The sequence below is a fragment of the Streptomyces sp. NPDC049585 genome (assembly GCF_040675615.1).
Taxonomy (GTDB): Bacteria; Actinomycetota; Actinomycetes; order Streptomycetales; family Streptomycetaceae; genus Streptomyces; species Streptomyces luteosporeus.
On record NZ_JBFAPE010000024.1, the window covers coordinates 60999 to 81199 of the forward strand.

Consider the following 20201-nt stretch of genomic DNA (forward strand, 5'->3'; position numbering starts at 1 on the left):
CATTTGACGTTCCTCGTCAATCCATGCGCAGCGGCGTCGGGCACGGCCCACCGTGGAGTGCATGAACGCCACTCAGCAGCACCTGCTCGACCTCTACCGCACCGCCTCCCACCAGGACCCGGCCCCTCCGGCGCCGGGCACCGCCGACCTGCGGACCCTGCAGGAGGTGCGCACCTGGTGGCGGTTCCGGGCAGTGGTGGACGAGCGCGTCGCCGCTCACCGCGCACGCTGGACGGCCCTGCTCTCCAGGCTCCGCCCGGCCACGACGCCCCGCCCGGCCGCTGCCCCTTCCTCACCTGCCTCCGCCCTCCCGCTCCGGCCGGTCGAGCCGCTCCAGCAGGGCGCCGACCGCCTCGCGGACGTCTGCAGCCGTCCAGGCCAGCGCTGAGTCGGCCACGGTGACCTCCGTGAACGACAGCCCCGGCACCGGCACCGGCATCCAGCGGCCGCCGAAGAGCGTCGTGCGGGTCTCCTCCGCCAGCCGTGTCCCTGCCGCGGTGAGCGCGTCCGCCTCGTAGGGCAGCCACACCTGGAACCGATGGGTGTGCGGCACCTCCGGGTGCACCCGCGACCACGGGACCCCCGCCTCGGCGAACCCCTCCCGCAGGGCCTTCGCGACCACCTTGGCATGGGCCACGTATTCCGGCAGCCGGGGCAGCTCCCGCTCCAGCCCCGCCAGCGCGGACAGCGCCGCCGGCCACTGCTGGAAGACGGTGCCGCCGTAGCGGTGCCGCCAGGTCCTCGCCTCCTCGATCAGCGTAGCCGGGCCCGCCAGCGCAGCGCCCGAGATGCCCCCGATCGACTTGTAGAAGGAGACGTACACCGAGTCCGCCAGGGCCGCTATCTCCTGCAGCCCCACCCCGAAGTGCTCGGTGCACTCCCACAGTCGCGCCCCGTCGAAGTGGACGACCGCCTCCCGCTCCCGGGCGGCCTCGACGACCTCGACCAGCTCCTCCCAGGTCGGCAGCAGGAACCCGGCATCGCGCAGGGGCAGCTCCAGGGTCAGCGTGCCGAAGGGCTCCGCCAGCTCACGGATCTCCGCGGCCGTCGGCGTGCGCGGCTCATCGGTGGTGTGCACCCCGCGCAGGCCACTGACCTGCACATAGGCGCTGCGCTCGAATCTCTCCAGGTGCGAGAGCGGGTGCAGCGCCACCGTCGGGTTGCCCGTGCGCCCCGCCCAGCAGCGCAGCGCCACCTGCTGGGCCATCGTGCCCGTGGGGAAGAACGCGGCCGCCTCCATGCCGAGCAGCTCGGCGACCCGCTCCTCCAGCCGGGCCACGACACCGTCGCCGTACATGTCGGGCAGCGCATCCATGTCGTACAGCTCCGGGGCCGTCTCGACCAGGTCGCTCAGGAGCCCGCCCAGGGGCACCCCCATCCGGCCGCCCGACAGCACCCGTTCGGAGCCGCGCAGGGCGGCGATCCTGCGGGCCAAGGTCGTCTCGTCGCTCATGGGGCGAGCATGGCCCAGCCCCCGGTCCGGCCGCGACGGGATATCCACAGGCACGGGCTGCAGTACGACAATCCACCGTGCGGTGTGATGGTCCGCCCACCCCTGTGGACGACCCGGAGGGCGCGCGCCACGCCTCGCGTAGCATGACAAAGGAATCGTCCGGTACCCCCGCGGACTGGAACGGAAGGCACCCCGCCGCGTGAACGCACCTCATTCCCCGGACCACCCGGGCCCCCAGGACCGCCCGGCCCGGCTCGCCGTCGGCGTCGTCGGCGCCGGCCGCGTGGGCCCCGCCCTCGCCGCCTCGCTGCAGCTCGCCGGGCACCGCCCGGTCGCGGTCTCGGCGGTCTCGGACGCCTCCCTGCGCCGCGCTGCCGCCCTGCTGCCCGACGTCCCCGTCATGGCGCCCGCCGACGTGCTCGCCCACGCCGACCTCGTGCTGCTCACCGTGCCCGACGACGCGCTGCCCGGCCTGGTCGCCGGGCTCGCCGAGACCGGCGCCGTGCGGCCCGGCCAGCTCCTGGTGCACACCTCCGGCCGCCACGGCACCGCCGTGCTCGCCCCGGCCACCCGCGCCGGCGCCCTGCCGCTGGCCCTGCACCCGGCCATGACCTTCACCGGCACCCCCGTCGACGTCCAGCGCCTGGCCGGCTGCTCGTTCGGCGTCACAGCCCCTCAGGAGCTGCGGCTGGCGGCGGAGGCCCTCGTCATCGAGATGGGCGGCGAGCCGGAGTGGATCGAGGAATCCGCCCGCCCGCTCTACCACGCGGCCCTCGCCATCGGCGCCAACCACCTGGTCACCCTGGTGGCCCAGTCCATGGAGCTGCTGCGCACCGCGGGCGTCGAGCACCCCGCCCGCATGCTCGGCCCGCTCCTGGGCGCCGCCCTCGACAACGCGCTGCGCAGCGGTGACGCCGCCCTGACCGGCCCGGTCGCCCGCGGCGACGCCGGCACCGTGGCCGCCCACATCGAGCAGCTGCGCACCCACGCGCCCCAGGCCGTTGCCGGGTACCTGGCCATGGCCCGTACGACCGCCGACCGCGCGCTCGCGCACGGCCTGCTCAAACCCGAACTGGCGGAGGACCTGCTCGGCGTCCTCGCGGACGGAGGCAACCAGTGACCACCCGGCTCATCCGCACCGCCGAGGAGCTGCAGGCGCTCCCGGGCCGCGGCCGCCGCGCCGTCGTGATGACCATGGGCGCCCTGCACGAGGGCCACGCCACCTTGATCCGCACCGCGCGCGAGGCCGCCGGCCCCGAGGGCCAGGTCGTCGTCACCGTCTTCGTCAATCCCCTGCAGTTCGGGGCCGGCGAGGACCTCGACCGCTATCCCCGCACCCTCGACGCCGACATGGTCGTCGCCCGGGAGGCCGGCGCCGACCTCGTCCTCGCCCCTGCCGTCGACGAGGTCTACCCCGGTGGCGAGCCCCAGGTGCGCGTCACCGCGGGCCCCATGGGCGAGCGCCTGGAAGGCGCCTCGCGCCCCGGCCACTTCGACGGCATGCTCACCGTCGTCGCCAAGCTGCTGCACCTGACCCGGCCCGACGTCGCCCTCTTCGGGCAGAAGGACGCCCAGCAGCTCGCCCTGATCCGGCGCATGGTGCGCGACCTGAACTTCCCCGTAGAGATCCTCGGCGTGCCCACCGTCCGCGAACGCGACAACCTCGCCCTGTCGAGCCGCAACCGGTACCTCTCCGAGGCCGACCGGGCCACCGCGCTCGCCCTGTCCCGTGCCCTGTTCGCCGCCCAGGCCGAGGCGCCGCGCGGCGCCTCGGCCGTACGGCAGGCGGCGCAGGGCGTGCTGAAGGAGGCGGCCGGCCTCCAGCCGCCCCTGCAGCTGGACTACGTCGCCCTGGTCGACCCGGCCGACTTCATCGAGGTCCCCGACGACCACACCGGCGAGGCCGTCCTGGCCGTCGCCGCCAAGGTGGGCACCACCCGCCTGATCGACAACCTTCCCCTGACCCTGGGCGCGACCACGCTGGGAGCGACGCGATGACCGGCATACGACTGACCGCCCCCCGCCCCGGCTGGGCGGTCGACGCCGACGTCGTCGTCATCGGTTCCGGCGTCGCAGGGCTGACCGTCGCACTGCGCTGCGCCGCCGCGGGCGCCCGGGTCACGGTCGTCACCAAGGCACGCCTGGACGCCGGCTCCACCCGCTGGGCCCAGGGCGGCATAGCCGCCGCGCTCGGCGAGGGCGACACCCCCGAGCAGCACCTCGACGACACACTGGTCGCCGGCGCCGGGCTGTGCTCCGAGGAGGCCGTGCGCGCCCTGGTCAGCGAGGGCCCCGACGCCGTGCGCCGCCTCATCGCCACCGGCGCCCGCTTCGACACCGACGCCGGCACCGGCGAGATCCTGCTGACCCGCGAGGGCGGCCACCACCGCAACCGCATCGCCCACGCCGGCGGCGACGCCACCGGCGCCGAGATCTCCCGCGCCCTGGTCGAGGCCGTGCGCGCCGCGGGCATCGAGACGATCGAGCACGCCCTCGTGCTGGACCTGCTCAAGGACGCCGAGGGCCGCGCGGCCGGCGTCTCTCTGCACGTCATGGGCGAGGGGCAGCACGACGGCGTCGGCGCGGTGCGCGCCCGGTCCGTGGTGCTGGCCACCGGCGGCATGGGCCAGGTGTTCTCCGCGACCACCAACCCGGCGGTCTCCACCGGCGACGGCGTGGCGCTGGCCCTGCGCGCCGGTGCCGAGGTCTCGGACCTGGAGTTCGTGCAGTTCCACCCCACCGTCCTGTGGCTGGGTCCCGACGCGGAGGGCCAGCAGCCGCTGGTCTCCGAGGCGGTGCGGGGCGAGGGCGCCCACCTGGTGGACGCCGACGGCCACCGCTTCATGGTCGGCGCGCACGAGCTGGCCGAGCTCGCCCCGCGCGACATCGTCGCCAAGGGCATCATGCGGCGCATGCAGGAGAAGGGCGCCGAGCACATGTACCTCGACGCCCGCCACTTCGGCGCCCAGAAGTGGGAGCAGCGCTTCCCCACGATCCTCGCCGCCTGTCGCTCGCACGGCATCGACCCGGTCACCCAGCTCGTCCCGGTCGCGCCGGCGGCCCACTACGCCTCCGGCGGGGTGCGCACCGACCTGCACGGTCGTACGACCGTGCAGGGGCTGTACGCGTGCGGCGAGGTCGCCTGCACCGGTGTGCACGGCGCGAACCGCCTGGCGTCGAACTCGCTGCTGGAGGGCCTGGTCTTCGCCGAGCGCATCGCCGACCACATCGGTGCGCACATCGCCGACCACATCGACGGGCGAACCGGCGACCCCCTGTCCGAGGCCCCGCAGCCCGCGTCCGCCGCCGGGTCGGCCCCGCAGGGCACCGAGCTGCGGCTCGTCGCGCCCGAGGCCCGTACGGCGATCCAGCGCGCCATGACCCAGGGCGCCGGCGTCCTGCGGTCCGCGCAGTCCCTGGCCCGTACGGCCGCCGAGCTCGCCCGCATCCGCGACGGCGTCGACAAGGCCGTCGTCCCGGGCACGGAGGCGTGGGAGACCACCAACCTCCTGCTGGTCTCACAAGTACTTGTCGAAGCCGCGCTGCGCCGCGAGGAGACCCGCGGCTGCCACTGGCGCGAGGACCACCCGGACCGCGACGACGAGCACTCCCGCCGTCACCTGCTGCTGGCCCTGCGCCCGGACCGCACCCTCGCCGTGTCCGCCACGGCAACGGCCGCCTTCCCACCCGTCACTCCTGCCGCCGCCTCCGAGGAGAACACCGTGAGCACGTCCGAAGACCGTCCCCTGCACCAGATCGGCCGCGCCGGCCAGGAGGCCGCCGAGGCCACGGCCGGCGGCTGCGGCGACGCCTGCGGCTGCGCGGGCGAGGAGTTCGGCGAGGGCACCCTCGAGTGCGGCCTCGACCCGGAGCTGGCGGCCCTGCTGGTCGCCTCCGGTCTGGACCCGCTGCAGGTCGAGGACATCGCGCACCTGGCCATCGAGGAGGACCTCGACGGCGGCGTCGACGTCACCAGCGTCGCCACCATCGCCGAGGACGCGGTGGCCACCGGCGACTTCACCGCCCGCGAGGCCGGCACGATCGCCGGCCTGCGCGTGGCGGAGGCGATCCTGTCGGTGGTGGCCACCGACGAGTTCGAGGTCGAGCGGCACGTCGCGGACGGCGACCGGGTGGAGGCCGGCCAGAAGCTGCTGACCGTGCGCACGCGCACCCGCGACCTGCTGACCGCCGAGCGCAGCATGCTCAACATCCTGTGCCGCCTGTCCGGCATCGCCACCGCGACCCGTGCCTGGGCCGACGCGCTGGAGGGCACGGGCGCCGCGGTGCGCGACACCCGCAAGACGACGGTCGGCCTGCGCGCCCTGGAGAAGTACGCGGTGCGCTGCGGCGGCGGCGTCAACCACCGCATGTCGCTGTCGGACGCCGCGCTGGTCAAGGACAACCACGTCGTCGCCGCCGGCGGGGTGGCCGAGGCGTTCCGCGCGGTGCGCAGGGAGTTCCCGGGCCTGCCGATCGAGGTCGAGGTCGACCGGATCGACCAGATCGAGCCGGTGCTCGCCGAGGGCGCCGACCTGATCATGCTCGACAACTTCACCCCCGAGCAGACCCGCGAGGCCGTGGAACTGGTCGCGGGCCGTGCCAAGCTGGAGTCCTCCGGACGGCTGACGCTGGCCAACGCCCGGGCCTACGCCGGCACCGGCGTCGACTACCTGGCGGTCGGCGGGCTCACCCACTCGTCGCCCATCCTGGACATCGGGCTGGACCTGAGGGAAGAGAGCGCCTGATGCTGCTCACGATCGACGTCGGCAACACCCAGACCGTCCTCGGCCTGTTCGACGGCGAGGACATCGTCGAGCACTGGCGCATCTCCACCGACCCGCGCCGCACCGCCGACGAGCTGGCCGTCCTTCTGCAGGGCCTGATGGGCCGCCACCCGCTGCTCGGCGACGAGCTGGGCGACGGCATCGAGGGCATCTGCATCTGCTCGACCGTGCCCTCGGTGCTGCACGAGATGCGCGAGGTGACCCGCCGCTACTACGGCGACGTGCCCGCGCTGCTGATCGAGCCCGGCGTGAAGACCGGCGTGCCGATCCTGATGGACAACCCCAAGGAGGTCGGCGCCGACCGCATCATCAACGCGGTGGCGGCCGTCGAGCTGTACGGCGGCCCGTCGATCGTCGTCGACTTCGGCACCGCCACCACGTTCGACGCGGTCAGCGCCCGCGGGGAGTACGCCGGCGGTGTGATCGCCCCGGGCATCGAGATCTCCACGGAGGCGCTGGGCGTACGCGGTGCCCAGCTGCGCAAGATCGAGATTGCCCGGCCGCGCAGCGTCATCGGCAAGAACACCGTCGAGGCCATGCAGTCCGGCATCCTGTACGGCTTCGCCGGCCAGGTGGACGGCGTCGTCGGCCGGATGGCGAGGGAGCTGGCGGACGACCCGGACGACGTCACCGTCATCGCCACCGGCGGCCTGGCTCCGCTGGTGCTGGGCGAGGCGACGGTCATCGACGAGCACGAGCCGTGGCTGACGCTGATCGGCCTGCGTCTGGTCTACGAGCGCAACATGATGCGCGGCTGATCGTCCTGGTGGCTGGCCGTCCTCCTGGCTGACCGTCCCCGTGGCTGGTCGTCCCCCGGCTGACGGTCCTCGCGGCCGACCTGCAGCCGGCTGTCCCCGGCCGGCCCCGGCCGGCCCGCGCCCGCGCCCGCGCCCGCGGCCGTGCCACGCCGGGAGGCGGGGCTCAGCGGATTTTGTCCGTTTAGCACTTAAAGTCGCCCCATGCCCACGCCCTATGGATCCCGCGGCGGCATGGCGTTCAGCGCGGACGAGCTGCGCGTGCTGCGCCGTGCCCTCGACATCGCACTTCGCCCCCACCCCTCCACCGGCCGTCCCGGGCCCGCCCGGGACGCGGAGGTCAGGGACTGCCTCCGGCTCGCCGAGGCCGTGGCCGAGGCCGGCCGGGAAGGCGATCGGCTGCACGCCTTCCTGGTCGCCGACCTCGACCGGCACCGCTCCGCCCTGCCCGGCGCCGCCCCCGGCTACCTGCGGCGCCTGCAGGACGCCCTGGCGGGCGGCCACCGGCCCGAGCGGGCGGATCTCGCCGCCCTGCGCTCGCTGTGCGCCCTGCCCGCCGGGCCCCGGGAGAGCGCGCGCCGGCAGGCCCTGCTGGCCCGCTGCACGGAGCTGGCCGGCGAGCAGGAGCCCGCGCGGCAGCCCCGTCCGGCCCCGCCCTCCAAGCCCGCCCCGACGCCGCCGCCGGCGGCGCCCTCACCCAATCCGCCCCGGCCGGACCGGCCCATTCCCACGCCGGGCGAGGTCTTCCCGCCCCGCCGCAAACCCGTACCGCCGACCGGGTCCCGCCTGGCCGACGCCCGCCGCTGACGTACGCCGCGCGCCCGCCCGTTTCGCCCCACCCGGTCGGTGGGGCGAAACGGGCGGGCGCGTACTCTGGACGGGTCGCTCGCAGCACCACCGATCCAGAAGGAGCCGACGGCCATGGACTATGTCGCCGCGCTGGTCCCGCCCGTGGTGATGGCGGTCGCCTTCACCGCGCTCGTCGTCACGATCGTCAAGAGCCAGGGCGGGGCGAACAAGGCCAAGGAGGACGCCATCGTCGACGCGGCCCTCGCCCGCGCCGAGGCGGCGAAGCAGGCCGGCGCCTGAGCCGTCCGGGGGCCCGCCCCCGCACCGGCACCGGGCGTACGGACCGAGGAGCGGTCCGTACGCCCTTTTTGACGCCCGGATTGCCGCGCCGATAAACCGGCATTCAAGACATCTCCCACTATTATTCGCGTGTGGTTCGACGCCTGGGTGAACTGGAAGACGCCGTGATGACGCGCGTGTGGGAGTGGAACCGGCCGGTCACTGTTCGGGAAGTCCTGGAAGACCTTCAGCAGGAACGGTCCATCGCCTACACCACGGTGATGACCGTAATGGACAACCTGTATCAGAAGGGCTGGCTGCGCCGGGAAGCCGAAGGGCGGGCCTATCGATATGAGGCGGTCTCGAACCGCGCCGCCTACTCGGCCGCACTGATGAACGAAGCCTGGTCGCTCAGCGACAACCCCGCGGCTGCTCTCGTCGCCTTCTTCGGCATGATGTCGGCCGAACAACGCGAAGCGCTGCGCGACGCGATCCGGGTCGTGCAACTGGACGGGCCCGACGAGACCCCGGGAGAGCCGGGGCGATAGCGTCCGGACATGCCGCGTCTCTCAAAAGCCGTCACCGTCCGCAGGGCCCGCACCAGCGATGTGCCCGCCGTCCGCCGGCTCATCAACGCCTACGCGCGCGACCGCATCCTCCTCGACAAAGCCACGGTGACGCTTTACGAGGACATCCAGGAGTTCTGGGTGGCCGAGCGGGACGAGGACGCCACCGTCATCGGCTGCGGGGCCCTGCACGTGATGTGGGAAGACCTCGCCGAGGTACGCACGCTGGCCGTCGACCCGGAGGCCAGGGGCGCCGGAGTGGGCCACCAGCTGCTGGAGAAGCTCGTCCGGACCGCGCGCTGGCTGGGCGTGCGGCGCATTTTCTGCCTCACCTTCGAAGTGGACTTCTTCGCGAAGCACGGCTTCGTCGAGATCGGCGAGACCCCCGTGGACCGTGATGTCTACAGCGAGCTGCTGCGTTCCTATGACGAGGGCGTTGCCGAGTTCCTGGGTCTCGAACGAGTGAAGCCGAACACCCTTGGCAACAGCCGGATGCTTCTGCATCTGTGATCGCGGTCCCTATGTCCGAATCGCGCCCCTATCGCGCGGGCCCGGAAGCCATCGTTCCCATGCGGATGCCCGGCTGAACCTTCCCGGGGGGTTTGTGTTTTTCCGGGAAAGGCGGTTTGCTATTCCTCCGTAATCCCTTTTCCGCTGACGAAAGGAATCCCCCGTGGCGCAGAAGGTTCAGGTCCTTCTTGTCGACGACCTCGACGGCGGCGAGGCCGACGAGACGGTGACGTTCGCCCTGGATGGCAAGTCCTACGAGATCGACCTCACCACGGACAACGCGGACAAGCTGCGCGAGGCCCTCGCCGACTACGTGAAGGCCGCCCGTCGCACCGGTGGCCGTGCCGCCGCCGCCCGTGGCAAGGGCCGTGCCGTGGCCACCGCCGGCGCCCAGGACACCGCCAAGATCCGCGCCTGGGCGAAGGAGAACGGCTACAACGTCAACGACCGTGGCCGTGTCCCCGCCGACATCCGCGAGGCGTACGAGAAGGCCAACGGCTGACCGTCCGCCCCGTCCGGTGGCCGATCACTGCGCGCCGCCGCGGCGCGCAGCAGCCGGGTCCGGTGGCACTCCGTGGCCGCCGCGCCCACGAGCCGTACGAGATCGGGGGCGCCCGCCCCGTCCCCGAGGCCGGTGACCGGCAACGTGGTCTCGACCTCGCACCCGGGCTCCGGAGGCCGCACCCAGACGGCCTCCACAGCCCTTCCGGGGCCGCCCACGGCGCCGTGGGCGGCGGCCCCGCCGTCCGGAGCGCAGCCGGGCCCCGCCGCGCCCACCGGGGCCGGAGCGGGGATCCTGCCGCCGCGGCCCAGTGCGGTCAGCTCCAGGGCGACGCCGCTCCACTCCAGCCAGGTGAGCAGGCCGGGCAGCTCCTCCGCGCTTCCCGGGGCGGTCAGGAACCACATCCTCCCGGCCCGCCCGTCCAGCGCCACCGGCCCGGTGGCCGGGACGCGGGCGAGCACCGCGACGCCCGCCTCGGCGGGCATCCCGAGGGCGTCGAACCGGACGCCGGTGAGCAGCTCGACGGGCCGCCCGGCCGCGGTCGGCGCGGTGGGCCAGCCAAGGACGCACTCGTACCACTGACGCCGGCGGCGCCAGTGCCCCGGGCCCGCCCCTGCCGGGGGCGGCTCGTCCAAGGGGCGGCACGGGCGCGGAAGGACTACCGTCATGAACGGTGCAACTGTGGAAAGCCCAAGAGGTTACGCAGTGTGGAGAGTTGGGCACGCTGCGTATAAGACCTCCGGGGCGCACAGGCGCTCCGGGTGGTGCAGGGGTGTTCGCCCGTAGCGGATGCGGAGGGGTCGCGCCGCATGGAGTGCCGGTGGCCGGGGGTAGGACATTCCCCGTAGGAAGAGGCGGTAATGCGGGGGCTGGGGCGTATTGCCGGGGGGTTCCGCCCCGTCGCGGGCGGGCGCGCCGGGAAGGCCCGGCGTTCGCCGTCGGCGTAGTGGTGGTGGGCGTATATGCCTGGCCTGCGGGAACATCGTCTCCCACCATCGGGTTGGAGGAGATGTCGGCTGTTCGGCAGCAGGTTTCCCCGCCAACGCGGGGGTGATCCGGACGGGTGTCGGCAGTTGGAATGAGCTGTCCCGCCCAGCGGGACTAGCATGCGGAAGGACAGGGAGGGGACCGACCCCTTACTGCCTGACCGCTCTGAGGAGCGATTAACGATGTTCGAGAGGTTCACCGACCGCGCGCGGCGGGTTGTCGTCCTGGCTCAGGAAGAAGCCCGGATGCTCAACCACAACTACATCGGCACCGAGCACATCCTCCTGGGCCTGATCCACGAGGGTGAGGGTGTCGCCGCTAAGGCCCTGGAGAGCCTCGGGATTTCGCTCGAGGCGGTCCGCCAGCAGGTGGAGGAGATCATCGGCCAGGGCCAGCAGGCCCCGTCCGGTCACATTCCTTTCACCCCCCGTGCCAAGAAGGTCCTGGAGCTGTCGCTCCGCGAGGCCCTTCAGCTCGGCCACAACTACATCGGCACCGAGCACATCCTGCTCGGCCTGATCCGCGAGGGCGAGGGCGTCGCCGCCCAGGTCCTCGTGAAGCTGGGCGCCGACCTGAACCGGGTGCGGCAGCAGGTCATCCAGCTGCTCTCCGGTTACCAGGGCAAGGAAGCCGCCACGGCCGGCGGCCCCGCCGAGGGCACCCCCTCGACGTCCCTCGTTCTGGACCAGTTCGGCCGCAACCTCACCCAGGCGGCCCGCGAATCCAAGCTCGACCCGGTCATCGGGCGCGAGAAGGAGATCGAGCGGGTCATGCAGGTGCTGTCCCGCCGCACCAAGAACAACCCCGTCCTCATCGGCGAGCCCGGCGTCGGCAAGACCGCCGTCGTCGAGGGCCTGGCCCAGGCCATCGTCAAGGGGGAGGTGCCCGAGACCCTCAAGGACAAGCACCTCTACACCCTCGACCTCGGCGCCCTGGTCGCCGGCTCCCGCTACCGCGGTGACTTCGAGGAGCGCCTGAAGAAGGTGCTCAAGGAGATCCGCACCCGCGGCGACATCATCCTGTTCATCGACGAGCTGCACACCCTGGTCGGCGCGGGCGCCGCCGAGGGCGCCATCGACGCCGCCAGCATCCTCAAGCCGATGCTGGCCCGCGGCGAGCTGCAGACCATCGGTGCCACCACGCTCGACGAGTACCGCAAGCACCTGGAGAAGGACGCCGCGCTCGAGCGCCGCTTCCAGCCCATCCAGGTCGCCGAGCCGTCGCTGCCGCACACCATCGAGATCCTCAAGGGTCTGCGCGACCGCTACGAGGCGCACCACCGCGTCTCCATCACCGACGAGGCCCTGGTCCAGGCGGCCACCCTCGCCGACCGCTACATCTCCGACCGCTTCCTGCCGGACAAGGCGATCGACCTGATCGACGAGGCCGGTTCCCGGATGCGCATCCGCCGGATGACCGCTCCGCCGGACCTCCGCGAGTTCGACGAGAAGATCGCCGACGTGCGCCGGGATAAGGAGTCGGCCATCGACTCCCAGGACTTCGAGAAGGCCGCCTCCCTGCGCGACAAGGAGAAGCAGCTCCTGGCCGCCAAGGCCAAGCGGGAGAAGGAGTGGAAGGCCGGCGACATGGACGTCGTCGCCGAGGTCGACGGCGAGCTGATCGCCGAGGTGCTGGCCACGGCCACGGGCATCCCGGTCTTCAAGCTCACCGAGGAGGAGTCCTCGCGTCTGCTGCGCATGGAGGACGAGCTGCACAAGCGCGTCATCGGCCAGAAGGACGCCATCAAGGCGCTCTCCCAGGCCATCCGGCGCACGCGTGCGGGCCTGAAGGACCCCAAGCGTCCGGGCGGATCGTTCATCTTCGCCGGCCCCTCCGGTGTCGGTAAGACCGAGCTGTCCAAGACGCTCGCGGAGTTCCTCTTCGGCGACGAGGACGCGCTGATCTCCCTCGACATGTCGGAGTTCAGCGAGAAGCACACCGTCTCCCGCCTCTTCGGTTCCCCGCCCGGCTACGTGGGCTACGAGGAGGGCGGCCAGCTCACCGAGAAGGTGCGCCGCAAGCCGTTCTCCGTCGTCCTCTTCGACGAGGTCGAGAAGGCCCACCCGGACATCTTCAACTCGCTCCTGCAGATTCTGGAGGACGGTCGCCTGACCGACTCCCAGGGCCGCGTGGTCGACTTCAAGAACACCGTCATCATCATGACGACGAACCTCGGCACCCGGGACATCTCCAAGGGCTTCAACCTGGGCTTCGCCGCCCAGGGCGACGTCAAGACCGGGTACGAGCGGATGAAGGCGAAGGTCAACGAGGAGCTCAAGCAGCACTTCCGGCCCGAGTTCCTCAACCGCGTCGACGACACGGTGGTCTTCCACCAGCTGTCGCAGGAAGACATCATCCAGATCGTCGACCTGATGATCGCCAAGGTGGACGAGCGGCTGAAGGACCGCGACATGGGCATCGAGCTCAGCGCGGACGCCAAGCAGCTCCTGGCGAAGAAGGGCTACGACCCGATCCTGGGCGCCCGCCCGCTGCGCCGGACCATCCAGCGCGAGATCGAGGACGTCCTCTCGGAGAAGATCCTCTTCGGCGACCTGCGCCCCGGCCACATCGTGGTCGTCGGCACGGAGGGCGAAGGCGAGGAGAAGAAGTTCACCTTCCGCGGCGAGGAGAAGTCGGCCCTGCCCGACACCCCGCCGGTGGAGTCGGCGACCGGCGGTGCCGGCCCGAACCTCTCGAAGGACGCGTAAGGGCGCACAGCGCCCTCTGGCGGCCCAGTAAACAGGCGGCCCCGGAAACCGTGTGCACCACGGTTTCCGGGGCCGACCCGTTTTTCGGCTAATCGCCGGCGTCGAGCCCGGCACCCCTGACCTCCAGGCGGTCGCCGAAACGGTCGGCGTCGATCAGCTCCAGCTCGTTGTTCGACTGCCCCGGCCACACTTCCAGGGGCTCGGGAAGCACCGGCAGACCGGAGAGATCGAGCACGATGGAACCGGGCAGGAGACTCGTCAGGCGCAGCGTGCGAAGACCGGGGAAAACCGTGAAAAGCGTGGTGTCCACGCGGGGCTCTTCGCACAGGGTGAGAGCCAGTGACCTGACTTCGGGCAGGGGAGCGACCCCGACGAGAACGCGAGCGCTGTCCAATCGGACCTTCAGGCTGCGCAGCTGCGAAAGCCCGGCCAGTTTTCCGAGATCTTTGGGAGCGGCCAGCGGTACGGCGAGGCTCAGCGACTGAAGCCCCGTCCACGAATCGATGCCGTTCAGATCGAGCGGGGAGGCGGTGTCCCCGGTCACCCAGAGCCTTGACACCCCCGGATGCGGTGGCGGAAGCCTGTTCCTCTCATCGCTCCACACGGAGTCCAAGGACAGGAGCGAGAGAGCGGGCAGACCGGCGATGGTTTCCACGGCCGGGTGGGGGAGTCGTACGTGCCGCAGATGGAGGGCGCGCACGGAAGTCCTCTGCAGAGCGGTGATGTCGCGGACTTCCGGGCAGTCGGAAAGCCTCAGCTCTTGGATGTCCGGATGGTCCGCGAGGAAGTCGAGATCGCGCAGCGCCTGATTCCCCCTGATGTCCAACGAGCGGATCGCCCGCCCGGCGAACGCCCGGGCCAGACTCTCGGGCGGGTGGTCGCCCCGGATCAGCAGAGAACCGACCGGCCCCAGACCGGGAAGCAGTTCGAGCCTGGACGAGGACCCCACGGCAAGCAGGATGTTGCTCAGTTTCATACGGGCGAGAACCTGCTCCGCGTATGTGCGGGCGTCCATGCGCGCCCACGCGTCGGCCACCTTGTGCCGAACGGTCCTCGAATTGAGCCTTCCGAAGAGCGCGAGCGACGGGATCGCCGCGTCACCGAGCCGCGTCAGTACGTGCACCACGTGCAATGCGGCCCTCCTGTGCAGGCCCTCGGCACTCGGCAGAACCGACAGGACGTCCGGCCCGAGCGAGCTCAGGAGCTCGACGTCCCGGTCGCCGAGAGGCGGGCCGAGCTCCTTGACCTTCTCCCACACCGCCTCGTGCTGCTCGTCGTCGAGATATCGCGCGCTTTGCGCGCACTCCGCCGCCAGCGTGCGCAGCGACCAGCGGGCCTCCCGCTCGGTCGCCGCGTCACCGGCCGCGATCAGCCCGGCCACGACCCGGCGCACCTCGCCGCGTCCGCAGTGGCCGATCACCAGCCGGACGACGTCCTGCCACTGCTCCTCCGCCGCGTGCGACAGCAGTTCGCCGAGGCTGTCGCTGTCCTGGAATTCCTTCGCGGCGAGATAGTCCTGGAAGGTCCGGTGAATGAATTGAAGGGAGTCCGTGGCGCGCTCCTGGAGAAGCCCGCTGCGGTTGAGCAGATGCGCCAGGACCTGCTCCGCCGACCCCTGCTCGCGGACCTTGCGCAGGCCCTGCAGCGCTGCTTCCAGCTGGCGGACGGCCTGCTCGTGCGACAACTCGGCGCGTCCGTTGCGCACCAGCCAGATGGCGATCCGCTGCAGGAGCTGGCGGCCGTCCTCGACGTCCAGGGCGATGCCTTCCGGCGTACCGATGCGGCGGTGCGCGTCACGGTTGCCGAGGAGCATGGCCAGGGCGGCCTCGTAGAGGTGCCAGCGCGTGCGGGGGAGCAGACCGCTGCGGCGGCGGTGCAGGGCGCAGATGACGGCGCACAGCAGGGGCGTACGCGCCAGGTCGCGCAGGGCCGGGCTGCGCTCGAACTCCTGCGAGAGGTCGCGTTCGAGTCCGATCAGCCGGTTGCGTTCCTGCTCGGCCCTCAGGGGGTCGGCGAAAGCGCCGCACTCCAGGCGGGCGGCTCTGTGCCAGGCCGCCACGAACTCCTGGATGTCGTGGTCGCTCATGGGCAGGAGCTGCAGCTCCTCGAATCCCTCGGATTCCAGCCAGGAGCGCTCGACCGCCAGCGGGCGCGCGGTCACCAGGCAGCGGGTGGCCGGGTACATCCGCAACAGATCGGCGAGCCACCGGCGGGCCGTGCCGCGTTCGGCCCGCGGCAGTTCGTCCAGGCCGTCGACCAGGAGCAGCGCGCGCCCCATTTCCAGGACGCGGCCGGCCCATCCGGCGGGCGCCTCGTCCACCTGGAGCTGCGCGATGGTCGGCAATTGCGCCGGAGCAGGAGTGGTGATGCCTCGGGCGGCCAGGCTGCGCATGGGGACGACGAAGGGAATGAGCCCGTTGAGCGCCGTGAGTTCCTCCGGCATCGTCCGGCAAATGGCGTGGGAGGCCAGCCACCACACGAGCGTCGTCTTTCCGGCGCCCGCCTCGCCGCGGAGGACGGCCCGGGGGCGCCTGGCGAGCACCTCCTCGATGCGCTGCGGCTCGGACCGGACGTGGGCGGTGCCGTGGGACGTCAGTGCTTCCAGGCTCAGATAGGCGGTGTCCAGATCCCAGCTGTTCTCGTTGGTGCCCAGATCGTCGAGGCCGAAGATTTCCATGCGGCTGTAGCGGGCTTTGACGGCCTTGGCGTAACGGTCCTCGTAGGAAAGGTCCGCCGGGCCCCCGGAACCGACGATTTCCAGCGCATGGCGCAGGCCGTGCGCCCGCGCCGTGGCCGAGAAACCGGGGGCGAAGAGGATGGATTCGATCGGGATCGTGGCGAGAGCCGAGTGGTCCCAGCCCGCCGAGTCCTCCGTGATCAGCCCGAGAAGTACCGGACCGGCGAACACCGGGCCGCCGGACAGCCCGGCCCACGGCGAGGAACCGTCCGGCACATCGGCCGGCGGGTGGTGCTCGCTGCGCAGGACGTACCGTTTGCGCGCGCGCCCCGACACCGGCATGACCGTGCCTGTGACCTGCACGGCTTCCAGCTGCCCGCCCGCGTAGCGCTGCACCTGCGGAAAGCCGAGGGCCTGGCAGTCGGGAACAGGCCAGTCACCGGCCAGGGTGCCCAGACGCACCGTCGGCCTTGCGGCCAGGAGCACCGGTTTGCCTGCGTGCAGAAGCGCCGCGTCACCTTCCGTGTCGCGCCATACGACGTCGCAATTGCTGTGCGTATAGCCGCCCATCGGCAGGACCGTCGCCGTGCTCCGGGAGCCCACGACGTGAGCGCTCGTGAGTACCAGGTCCGACGTGAGCAGCACCCCGCTGCCCTGTCTTTCCCCGAGAACCGCCGCCAGGCGGCTCTCGTTGGCGCGGAACGCCTTCCCGGTGTTCACCGGTCGGGTGTCGTCGTCCCGAATCCCGACAGGCCCGGCAGCCTGTCGTTGCCGACCTTCCAGCCCTCGCCCGTCCGCCGGTCCTTCGGCGTCAGCGTGAAGGCGATCTTGTGCGTGCGGGCGGAGGACCGGGAGGCGTCGGCTCCCGATTCGACGACCCAGGCCTTCACCTTGCCGCCCGCCTTCGCATCGCGCCGCAGCTCGACCGTGAACTCCAGGGCGATGTCGCCGACGTCGAAGGCCAGGTCCTCGTCGGCGCCGGCTGCTGCTGCGCTGGTCAGGCCGGCCCGGATGGCGCGGACCGCTTCCTCCAGCTCTATGTCCTCGAAAGCGTTGCCCATCCCTGTGGCTCCCCCCGCGACGCCGCGTGCCTGCCGGATGACGGTGAGCGTACCGCGAGGTGACAAGACGCACAGGGGTTTCGGCGTCTACTAGGCGGCTTAGCGGCGCGGGACCCGCAAAAGGCCCGGACTCCGGGGGATTCGCCAGCTGATCGTTACTACCGGACCCGGTGAATGCCCGGCTTGGCAGGCCCCCCGAGCGCTGGTTACCAAGGAATGGCGATCCCGGTCGGAAGGCCGGGACCTGTCTTTTTCCCGGAGGTTTCCATCCGTATGTCGAAGCGCACCGTTTTCCGTAATCCGAGCAAGGCCGCTTTCCGTACCCGTGTCGCCGGCTTCGTCGCCGCAGGCGTGGGCGCGTCGGTCGTGCTGGGGTCCGGGGTTGCGCTGGCGGCCGGGACGGAGGCCGAGGCGCAGGCCGCTCCGGTCGCGGAGTTCCCCGCGTTCGCTTCCGTCGTCGCCGCGAGCGACGCGCTGCACAAGCAGGCGGAGACCATGCGGAAGGCGGCCGAGCAGGAGAAGCGGGCCGAGCAGGAGAAGCGGGCCAAGGAGGCCGAGGAGGCCCGTAAGAAGGCCGAGGCCTCGCGCAAGCGCACCGCGGAGTGGGTGGCGCCCGTGGAGGGCTATCAGATCGGCCAGCCGTTCGGTAAGGCCGGTTCGATGTGGGCCAACAAGCACAGTGGCCAGGACCTGGTGGTCGGCACCGGTACGGCCGTGAAGTCCGTGCACGGCGGCACCGTCGTCAAGGCCGGCCCCAACGGTGGCGGTGACGGTCCCGCGTACGGCAATGCCATCGTCGTCAAGCACGACGACAACACGTACTCGCAGTACGCCCACCTGTCGCAGGTGAACGTCTCGGTCGGCCAGAGCGTGTCCACCGGCGAGGTCATCGGCCTGTCCGGTTCCACCGGCAATTCGTCCGGCCCGCACCTGCACTTCGAGGTCCGTACGACCCCGAATTACGGCACCGCCGTCGAGCCCGTGGGCTTCCTCAAGGAGCGCGGCGGGGAGCTCTGACCCGCCTGATCCGCCCGCTCCACCCGATACGAGGCCTCAGTCCGGCACCTGGATGATCGGGAACGTCCCCGTACTGGTCGGTGACGACTCCGGCAGCCACAGCACCGCGATCGCCCCGCCGCCCTCCGTCCCGGGGTCGGCGTTGCGGAAGGTCAGCCGTGCCCCCAGGACGCGTGCCTGACCGGCGGCGATCGTCAGGCCCAGGCCGTGGCCCTTGCCGGCGCGGTCCTCGCTGCCCGTGCGGAAGCGGCTGGGACCCTCGCGCAGGAGCTCCTCGGGGAAGCCGGGGCCGTGGTCGCGCACGCGCAGCACCCGGCCCTCGACGGTGACCTCGACCGGGCCCTTGCCGTGCTTGGCCGCGTTCGCGAGCAGGTTGCCGAGGATCCGCTCCAGGCGGCGCGGGTCGGTCGAGACGTACGCCCGCCGCACCACCGTGACCTGGGCCTCCGGCGAGACGGAGCGCACCCGGCGCTGGACGAACTCGCCGAGCTCGATGTCCTGCATCTCGGCCCGCTCGGCGAAGCCGTCGAGGCGGGCGACCTCCAGGACGTCCTCCACCAGCGTGCGCATGGCCTGGGCTCGGTCGCGCACGAGCTCGCTGGGCCGGCCGGGCGGCAGCAGTTCGGCGGCGGTGAGCAGGCCGGTGACGGGGGTGCGCAGCTCGTGGGCGATGTCGGCGGTGACGCGCCGCTCGGCCTCCAGCCGGTCGCGCAGGGCCTCGGCCATGCCGTCGACGGCCCGGGCGAGGTCGTCCGTCTCGTCGCGCACGCGGCCGCCGATGGCGTCGCGCACGCGCACGTCGGGGTCGCCGTCGGCGAGCTTGCGGGCGGCGGTGGCGGCCTTGCGCAGGCGGCTGGAGAGCTGGCCGCCGACGAGGATGCCGAGGGCGGTGCCGCCGAGCACGACGGAGACCGAGCCGATGATCAGGGCGCGGTCGAGGTCCTTGAGGATGTCGTAGCGGTCCTTGAACCGGGTGTGGATCGAGAGGATCTTGCCGTCGCGCAGTGGTGTGGAGGCCCACACCTCGGGTGCCTCGCTGCCGTTGTCCTGCAGGTAGGTGGCGCGCATGCCCAGTTCGGCGGCCTCGCGCAGGGGCTTGGGCAGGGCGGGGTCGTTGACCTGGGCGCGCAGCATGCGCTTGCCGCCCGTGGACTCGTAGTAGCGCTGGGCGATCTGGACCCGGTCGTCCATCTGGTCGCGGCTGCTGTTGAGCATGGAGACGCGGGCCGCGTTGTGGACGACGAGGCTGAGCGCGACGGCGACGAGCGCGCCGACGCCCGCGATGGCCAGGCTGACCTTCCAGCGCAGACCACTGCGGAGCGCGAGCTTCACCACGACTTCACCATGTCACCGAAAACCTCGGGGGACCGCCGACCTCCAAGGCCGCCGGTCCCGGGATCGTCAGCCCCTCAGCTTGTAGCCGAAGCCACGGACCGTCTCGATGCGGTCCTGGCCGATCTTGCCGCGCAGCCGCTGGACGTGGACGTCGACGACCCGGGTGTCGCCGCCCCAGCCGTAGTCCCACACGCGCTCCAGCAGCCGGTCGCGGGAGAGCACCGTGCCGGGCGCGGCGGAGAACTCCAGCAGCAGCCGCATCTCGGTGGGGGTCAGCGCGACGGGCGTGCCGGCCTTGCGGACCTCCATGCCCTCGGTGTCGACCTCCAGGTCGCCGAAGCGCAGCAGGCCGCCCTCGATGCCCTCGTCCGCGTCGCTGCCGGCGCCGCCGCCGGCCGCGCCGCTGGCGTGCCCGAAGCGGCGCAGGACGGCGCGTATGCGGGCGACGAGCACGGCGCCGTCGAAGGGCTTGGTCACGTAGTCGTCGGCGCCGGCCTCCAGGCCGAGCACGACGTCGATGGAGTCGGCCCGCGCGGACAGCATGATCACGGGAACGGTGGACTCGTCGCGGATCCGGCGGCACAGGCTCACGCCGTCCAGTCCGGGGACCATCACGTCCAGCAGGGCGATGTCGGGGCGGCGGGCCCGGAAGCTCTCCAGCCCCAGCAGGCCGTCCGGCACCGCGGTGACCGTGAAACCGTCGCGCTCCAGGGCGAGCTGGGTCGCCTCCCGGATGACGTCGTCGTCCTCGACGAAGAGCACATGCGTATCGGCCACG

18 protein-coding genes and 1 pseudogene are annotated in these 20201 nt (G+C 72.0%); 13 read left to right on the forward strand and 6 right to left on the reverse strand.

Annotated elements, in window-relative coordinates:
* Positions 1 to 61: 61 nt before the first annotated feature.
* Positions 62 to 388, forward strand: a complete 327-nt coding sequence (locus AB0K17_RS22910) for a hypothetical protein (RefSeq protein ID WP_365966187.1) — start codon at positions 62 to 64, stop codon at positions 386 to 388.
* Here AB0K17_RS22910 and AB0K17_RS22915 read toward each other — a convergent pair.
* On the reverse strand, positions 293 to 1453 hold the full coding sequence (locus AB0K17_RS22915; protein ID WP_365984077.1) for a beta-eliminating lyase-related protein: 1161 nt from the start codon (positions 1451 to 1453) through the stop codon (positions 293 to 295). The two genes, AB0K17_RS22910 and AB0K17_RS22915, sit on opposite strands and share 96 nt — an antisense overlap.
* A 199-nt stretch (positions 1454 to 1652) precedes the next feature.
* On the opposite strand from AB0K17_RS22915, the gene AB0K17_RS22920 reads away from it, so the two are divergent.
* The 10 genes and pseudogenes from AB0K17_RS22920 (at position 1653) to AB0K17_RS22965 (ending at position 9638) form a co-directional block, all read left to right on the forward strand.
* Positions 1653 to 2573: a DUF2520 domain-containing protein gene (locus AB0K17_RS22920; protein ID WP_365966190.1), complete on the forward strand. Its 921-nt coding sequence runs from the start codon at positions 1653 to 1655 to the stop codon at positions 2571 to 2573.
* Positions 2570 to 3451: a pantoate--beta-alanine ligase gene (panC, locus tag AB0K17_RS22925; protein WP_365984078.1), complete on the forward strand. Its 882-nt coding sequence runs from the start codon at positions 2570 to 2572 to the stop codon at positions 3449 to 3451. The genes AB0K17_RS22920 and panC overlap by 4 nt, the downstream gene beginning before the upstream one ends.
* Positions 3448 to 5154: pseudogene (locus AB0K17_RS22930) on the forward strand (L-aspartate oxidase); the annotation flags it as partial. The gene panC and the pseudogene AB0K17_RS22930, both read left to right, overlap by 4 nt.
* 21 nt (positions 5155 to 5175) lie before the next feature.
* Entirely contained in the window at positions 5176 to 6198 is a 1023-nt protein-coding gene (nadC, locus tag AB0K17_RS22935) for a carboxylating nicotinate-nucleotide diphosphorylase (RefSeq protein ID WP_365966227.1), read from the forward strand.
* Complete coding sequence (locus AB0K17_RS22940; RefSeq protein ID WP_344438935.1) at positions 6198 to 6995, forward strand: type III pantothenate kinase; 798 nt, start codon at positions 6198 to 6200, stop codon at positions 6993 to 6995. Before nadC ends, AB0K17_RS22940 begins: the two co-directional genes overlap by 1 nt.
* Positions 6996 to 7196: 201 nt before the next feature.
* Positions 7197 to 7799 (forward strand): hypothetical protein, encoded by a 603-nt coding sequence (locus tag AB0K17_RS22945; RefSeq protein ID WP_365966192.1) that lies wholly within the window; start codon positions 7197 to 7199, stop codon positions 7797 to 7799.
* Positions 7800 to 7913: 114 nt separating this feature from the next.
* Positions 7914 to 8081: a hypothetical protein gene (locus AB0K17_RS22950; protein WP_365966194.1), complete on the forward strand. Its 168-nt coding sequence runs from the start codon at positions 7914 to 7916 to the stop codon at positions 8079 to 8081.
* Positions 8082 to 8212: 131 nt separating this feature from the next.
* Positions 8213 to 8608, forward strand: a complete 396-nt coding sequence (locus tag AB0K17_RS22955) for a BlaI/MecI/CopY family transcriptional regulator (protein WP_365966195.1) — start codon at positions 8213 to 8215, stop codon at positions 8606 to 8608.
* Between the two features lie 9 nt (positions 8609 to 8617).
* Entirely contained in the window at positions 8618 to 9136 is a 519-nt protein-coding gene (locus AB0K17_RS22960) for an amino-acid N-acetyltransferase (protein ID WP_365966196.1), read from the forward strand.
* 163 nt (positions 9137 to 9299) lie between these two features.
* The gene (locus tag AB0K17_RS22965) at positions 9300 to 9638 is read left to right on the forward strand and encodes an Lsr2 family protein (protein WP_365966198.1); all 339 of its coding nucleotides are present in this window, start codon (positions 9300 to 9302) and stop codon (positions 9636 to 9638) included.
* Here the strand turns inward: AB0K17_RS22965 and AB0K17_RS22970 are convergent.
* Positions 9569 to 10306: an SCO3374 family protein gene (locus tag AB0K17_RS22970; protein WP_365984079.1), complete on the reverse strand. Its 738-nt coding sequence runs from the start codon at positions 10304 to 10306 to the stop codon at positions 9569 to 9571. The two genes, AB0K17_RS22965 and AB0K17_RS22970, sit on opposite strands and share 70 nt — an antisense overlap.
* 501 nt (positions 10307 to 10807) lie before the next feature.
* Between AB0K17_RS22970 and AB0K17_RS22975 the strand changes: the two genes are divergently transcribed.
* Complete coding sequence (locus AB0K17_RS22975; RefSeq protein WP_365966200.1) at positions 10808 to 13333, forward strand: ATP-dependent Clp protease ATP-binding subunit; 2526 nt, start codon at positions 10808 to 10810, stop codon at positions 13331 to 13333.
* 88 nt (positions 13334 to 13421) lie between these two features.
* Here AB0K17_RS22975 and AB0K17_RS22980 read toward each other — a convergent pair whose 3' ends face one another.
* Positions 13422 to 16730: an NACHT domain-containing protein gene (locus AB0K17_RS22980; protein ID WP_365984080.1), complete on the reverse strand. Its 3309-nt coding sequence runs from the start codon at positions 16728 to 16730 to the stop codon at positions 13422 to 13424.
* Entirely contained in the window at positions 16727 to 17071 is a 345-nt protein-coding gene (locus AB0K17_RS22985; RefSeq protein ID WP_365966202.1) for a trypco2 family protein, read from the reverse strand. The genes AB0K17_RS22980 and AB0K17_RS22985 overlap by 4 nt, the downstream gene beginning before the upstream one ends.
* Before the next feature lie 273 nt (positions 17072 to 17344).
* Between AB0K17_RS22985 and AB0K17_RS22990 the strand changes: the two genes are divergently transcribed.
* Complete coding sequence (locus AB0K17_RS22990) at positions 17345 to 18088, forward strand: peptidoglycan DD-metalloendopeptidase family protein (RefSeq protein WP_365966203.1); 744 nt, start codon at positions 17345 to 17347, stop codon at positions 18086 to 18088.
* Between the two features lie 36 nt (positions 18089 to 18124).
* On the opposite strand, the gene cseC is transcribed toward AB0K17_RS22990, so the two are convergent.
* Positions 18125 to 19423, reverse strand: a complete 1299-nt coding sequence (gene cseC / locus AB0K17_RS22995; RefSeq protein ID WP_365966204.1) for a two-component system sensor histidine kinase CseC — start codon at positions 19421 to 19423, stop codon at positions 18125 to 18127.
* A gap of 66 nt (positions 19424 to 19489) precedes the next feature.
* The gene (gene cseB / locus AB0K17_RS23000; RefSeq protein WP_365966205.1) at positions 19490 to 20200 is read right to left on the reverse strand and encodes a two-component system response regulator CseB; all 711 of its coding nucleotides are present in this window, start codon (positions 20198 to 20200) and stop codon (positions 19490 to 19492) included.
* Position 20201 lies beyond the last annotated feature (1 nt).

What these genes read in the sequence shown, in the direction of transcription:
- AB0K17_RS22985 (WP_365966202.1), bottom strand. Translation starts at nt 17,071, where the DNA reads ATGGGCAACGCTTTCGAGGACATAGAGCTGGAGGAAGCGGTCCGCGCC.
- AB0K17_RS22910 (WP_365966187.1), top strand. Translation starts at nt 62, where the DNA reads ATGAACGCCACTCAGCAGCACCTGCTCGACCTCTACCGCACCGCCTCC.
- AB0K17_RS22975 (WP_365966200.1), top strand. Translation starts at nt 10,808, where the DNA reads ATGTTCGAGAGGTTCACCGACCGCGCGCGGCGGGTTGTCGTCCTGGCT.
- AB0K17_RS22950 (WP_365966194.1), top strand. Translation starts at nt 7,914, where the DNA reads ATGGACTATGTCGCCGCGCTGGTCCCGCCCGTGGTGATGGCGGTCGCC.
- AB0K17_RS22970 (WP_365984079.1), bottom strand. Translation starts at nt 10,306, where the DNA reads ATGACGGTAGTCCTTCCGCGCCCGTGCCGCCCCTTGGACGAGCCGCCC.
- AB0K17_RS22960 (WP_365966196.1), top strand. Translation starts at nt 8,618, where the DNA reads ATGCCGCGTCTCTCAAAAGCCGTCACCGTCCGCAGGGCCCGCACCAGC.
- AB0K17_RS22990 (WP_365966203.1), top strand. Translation starts at nt 17,345, where the DNA reads ATGTCGAAGCGCACCGTTTTCCGTAATCCGAGCAAGGCCGCTTTCCGT.
- AB0K17_RS22940 (WP_344438935.1), top strand. Translation starts at nt 6,198, where the DNA reads ATGCTGCTCACGATCGACGTCGGCAACACCCAGACCGTCCTCGGCCTG.
- AB0K17_RS22945 (WP_365966192.1), top strand. Translation starts at nt 7,197, where the DNA reads ATGCCCACGCCCTATGGATCCCGCGGCGGCATGGCGTTCAGCGCGGAC.
- AB0K17_RS22915 (WP_365984077.1), bottom strand. Translation starts at nt 1,453, where the DNA reads ATGAGCGACGAGACGACCTTGGCCCGCAGGATCGCCGCCCTGCGCGGC.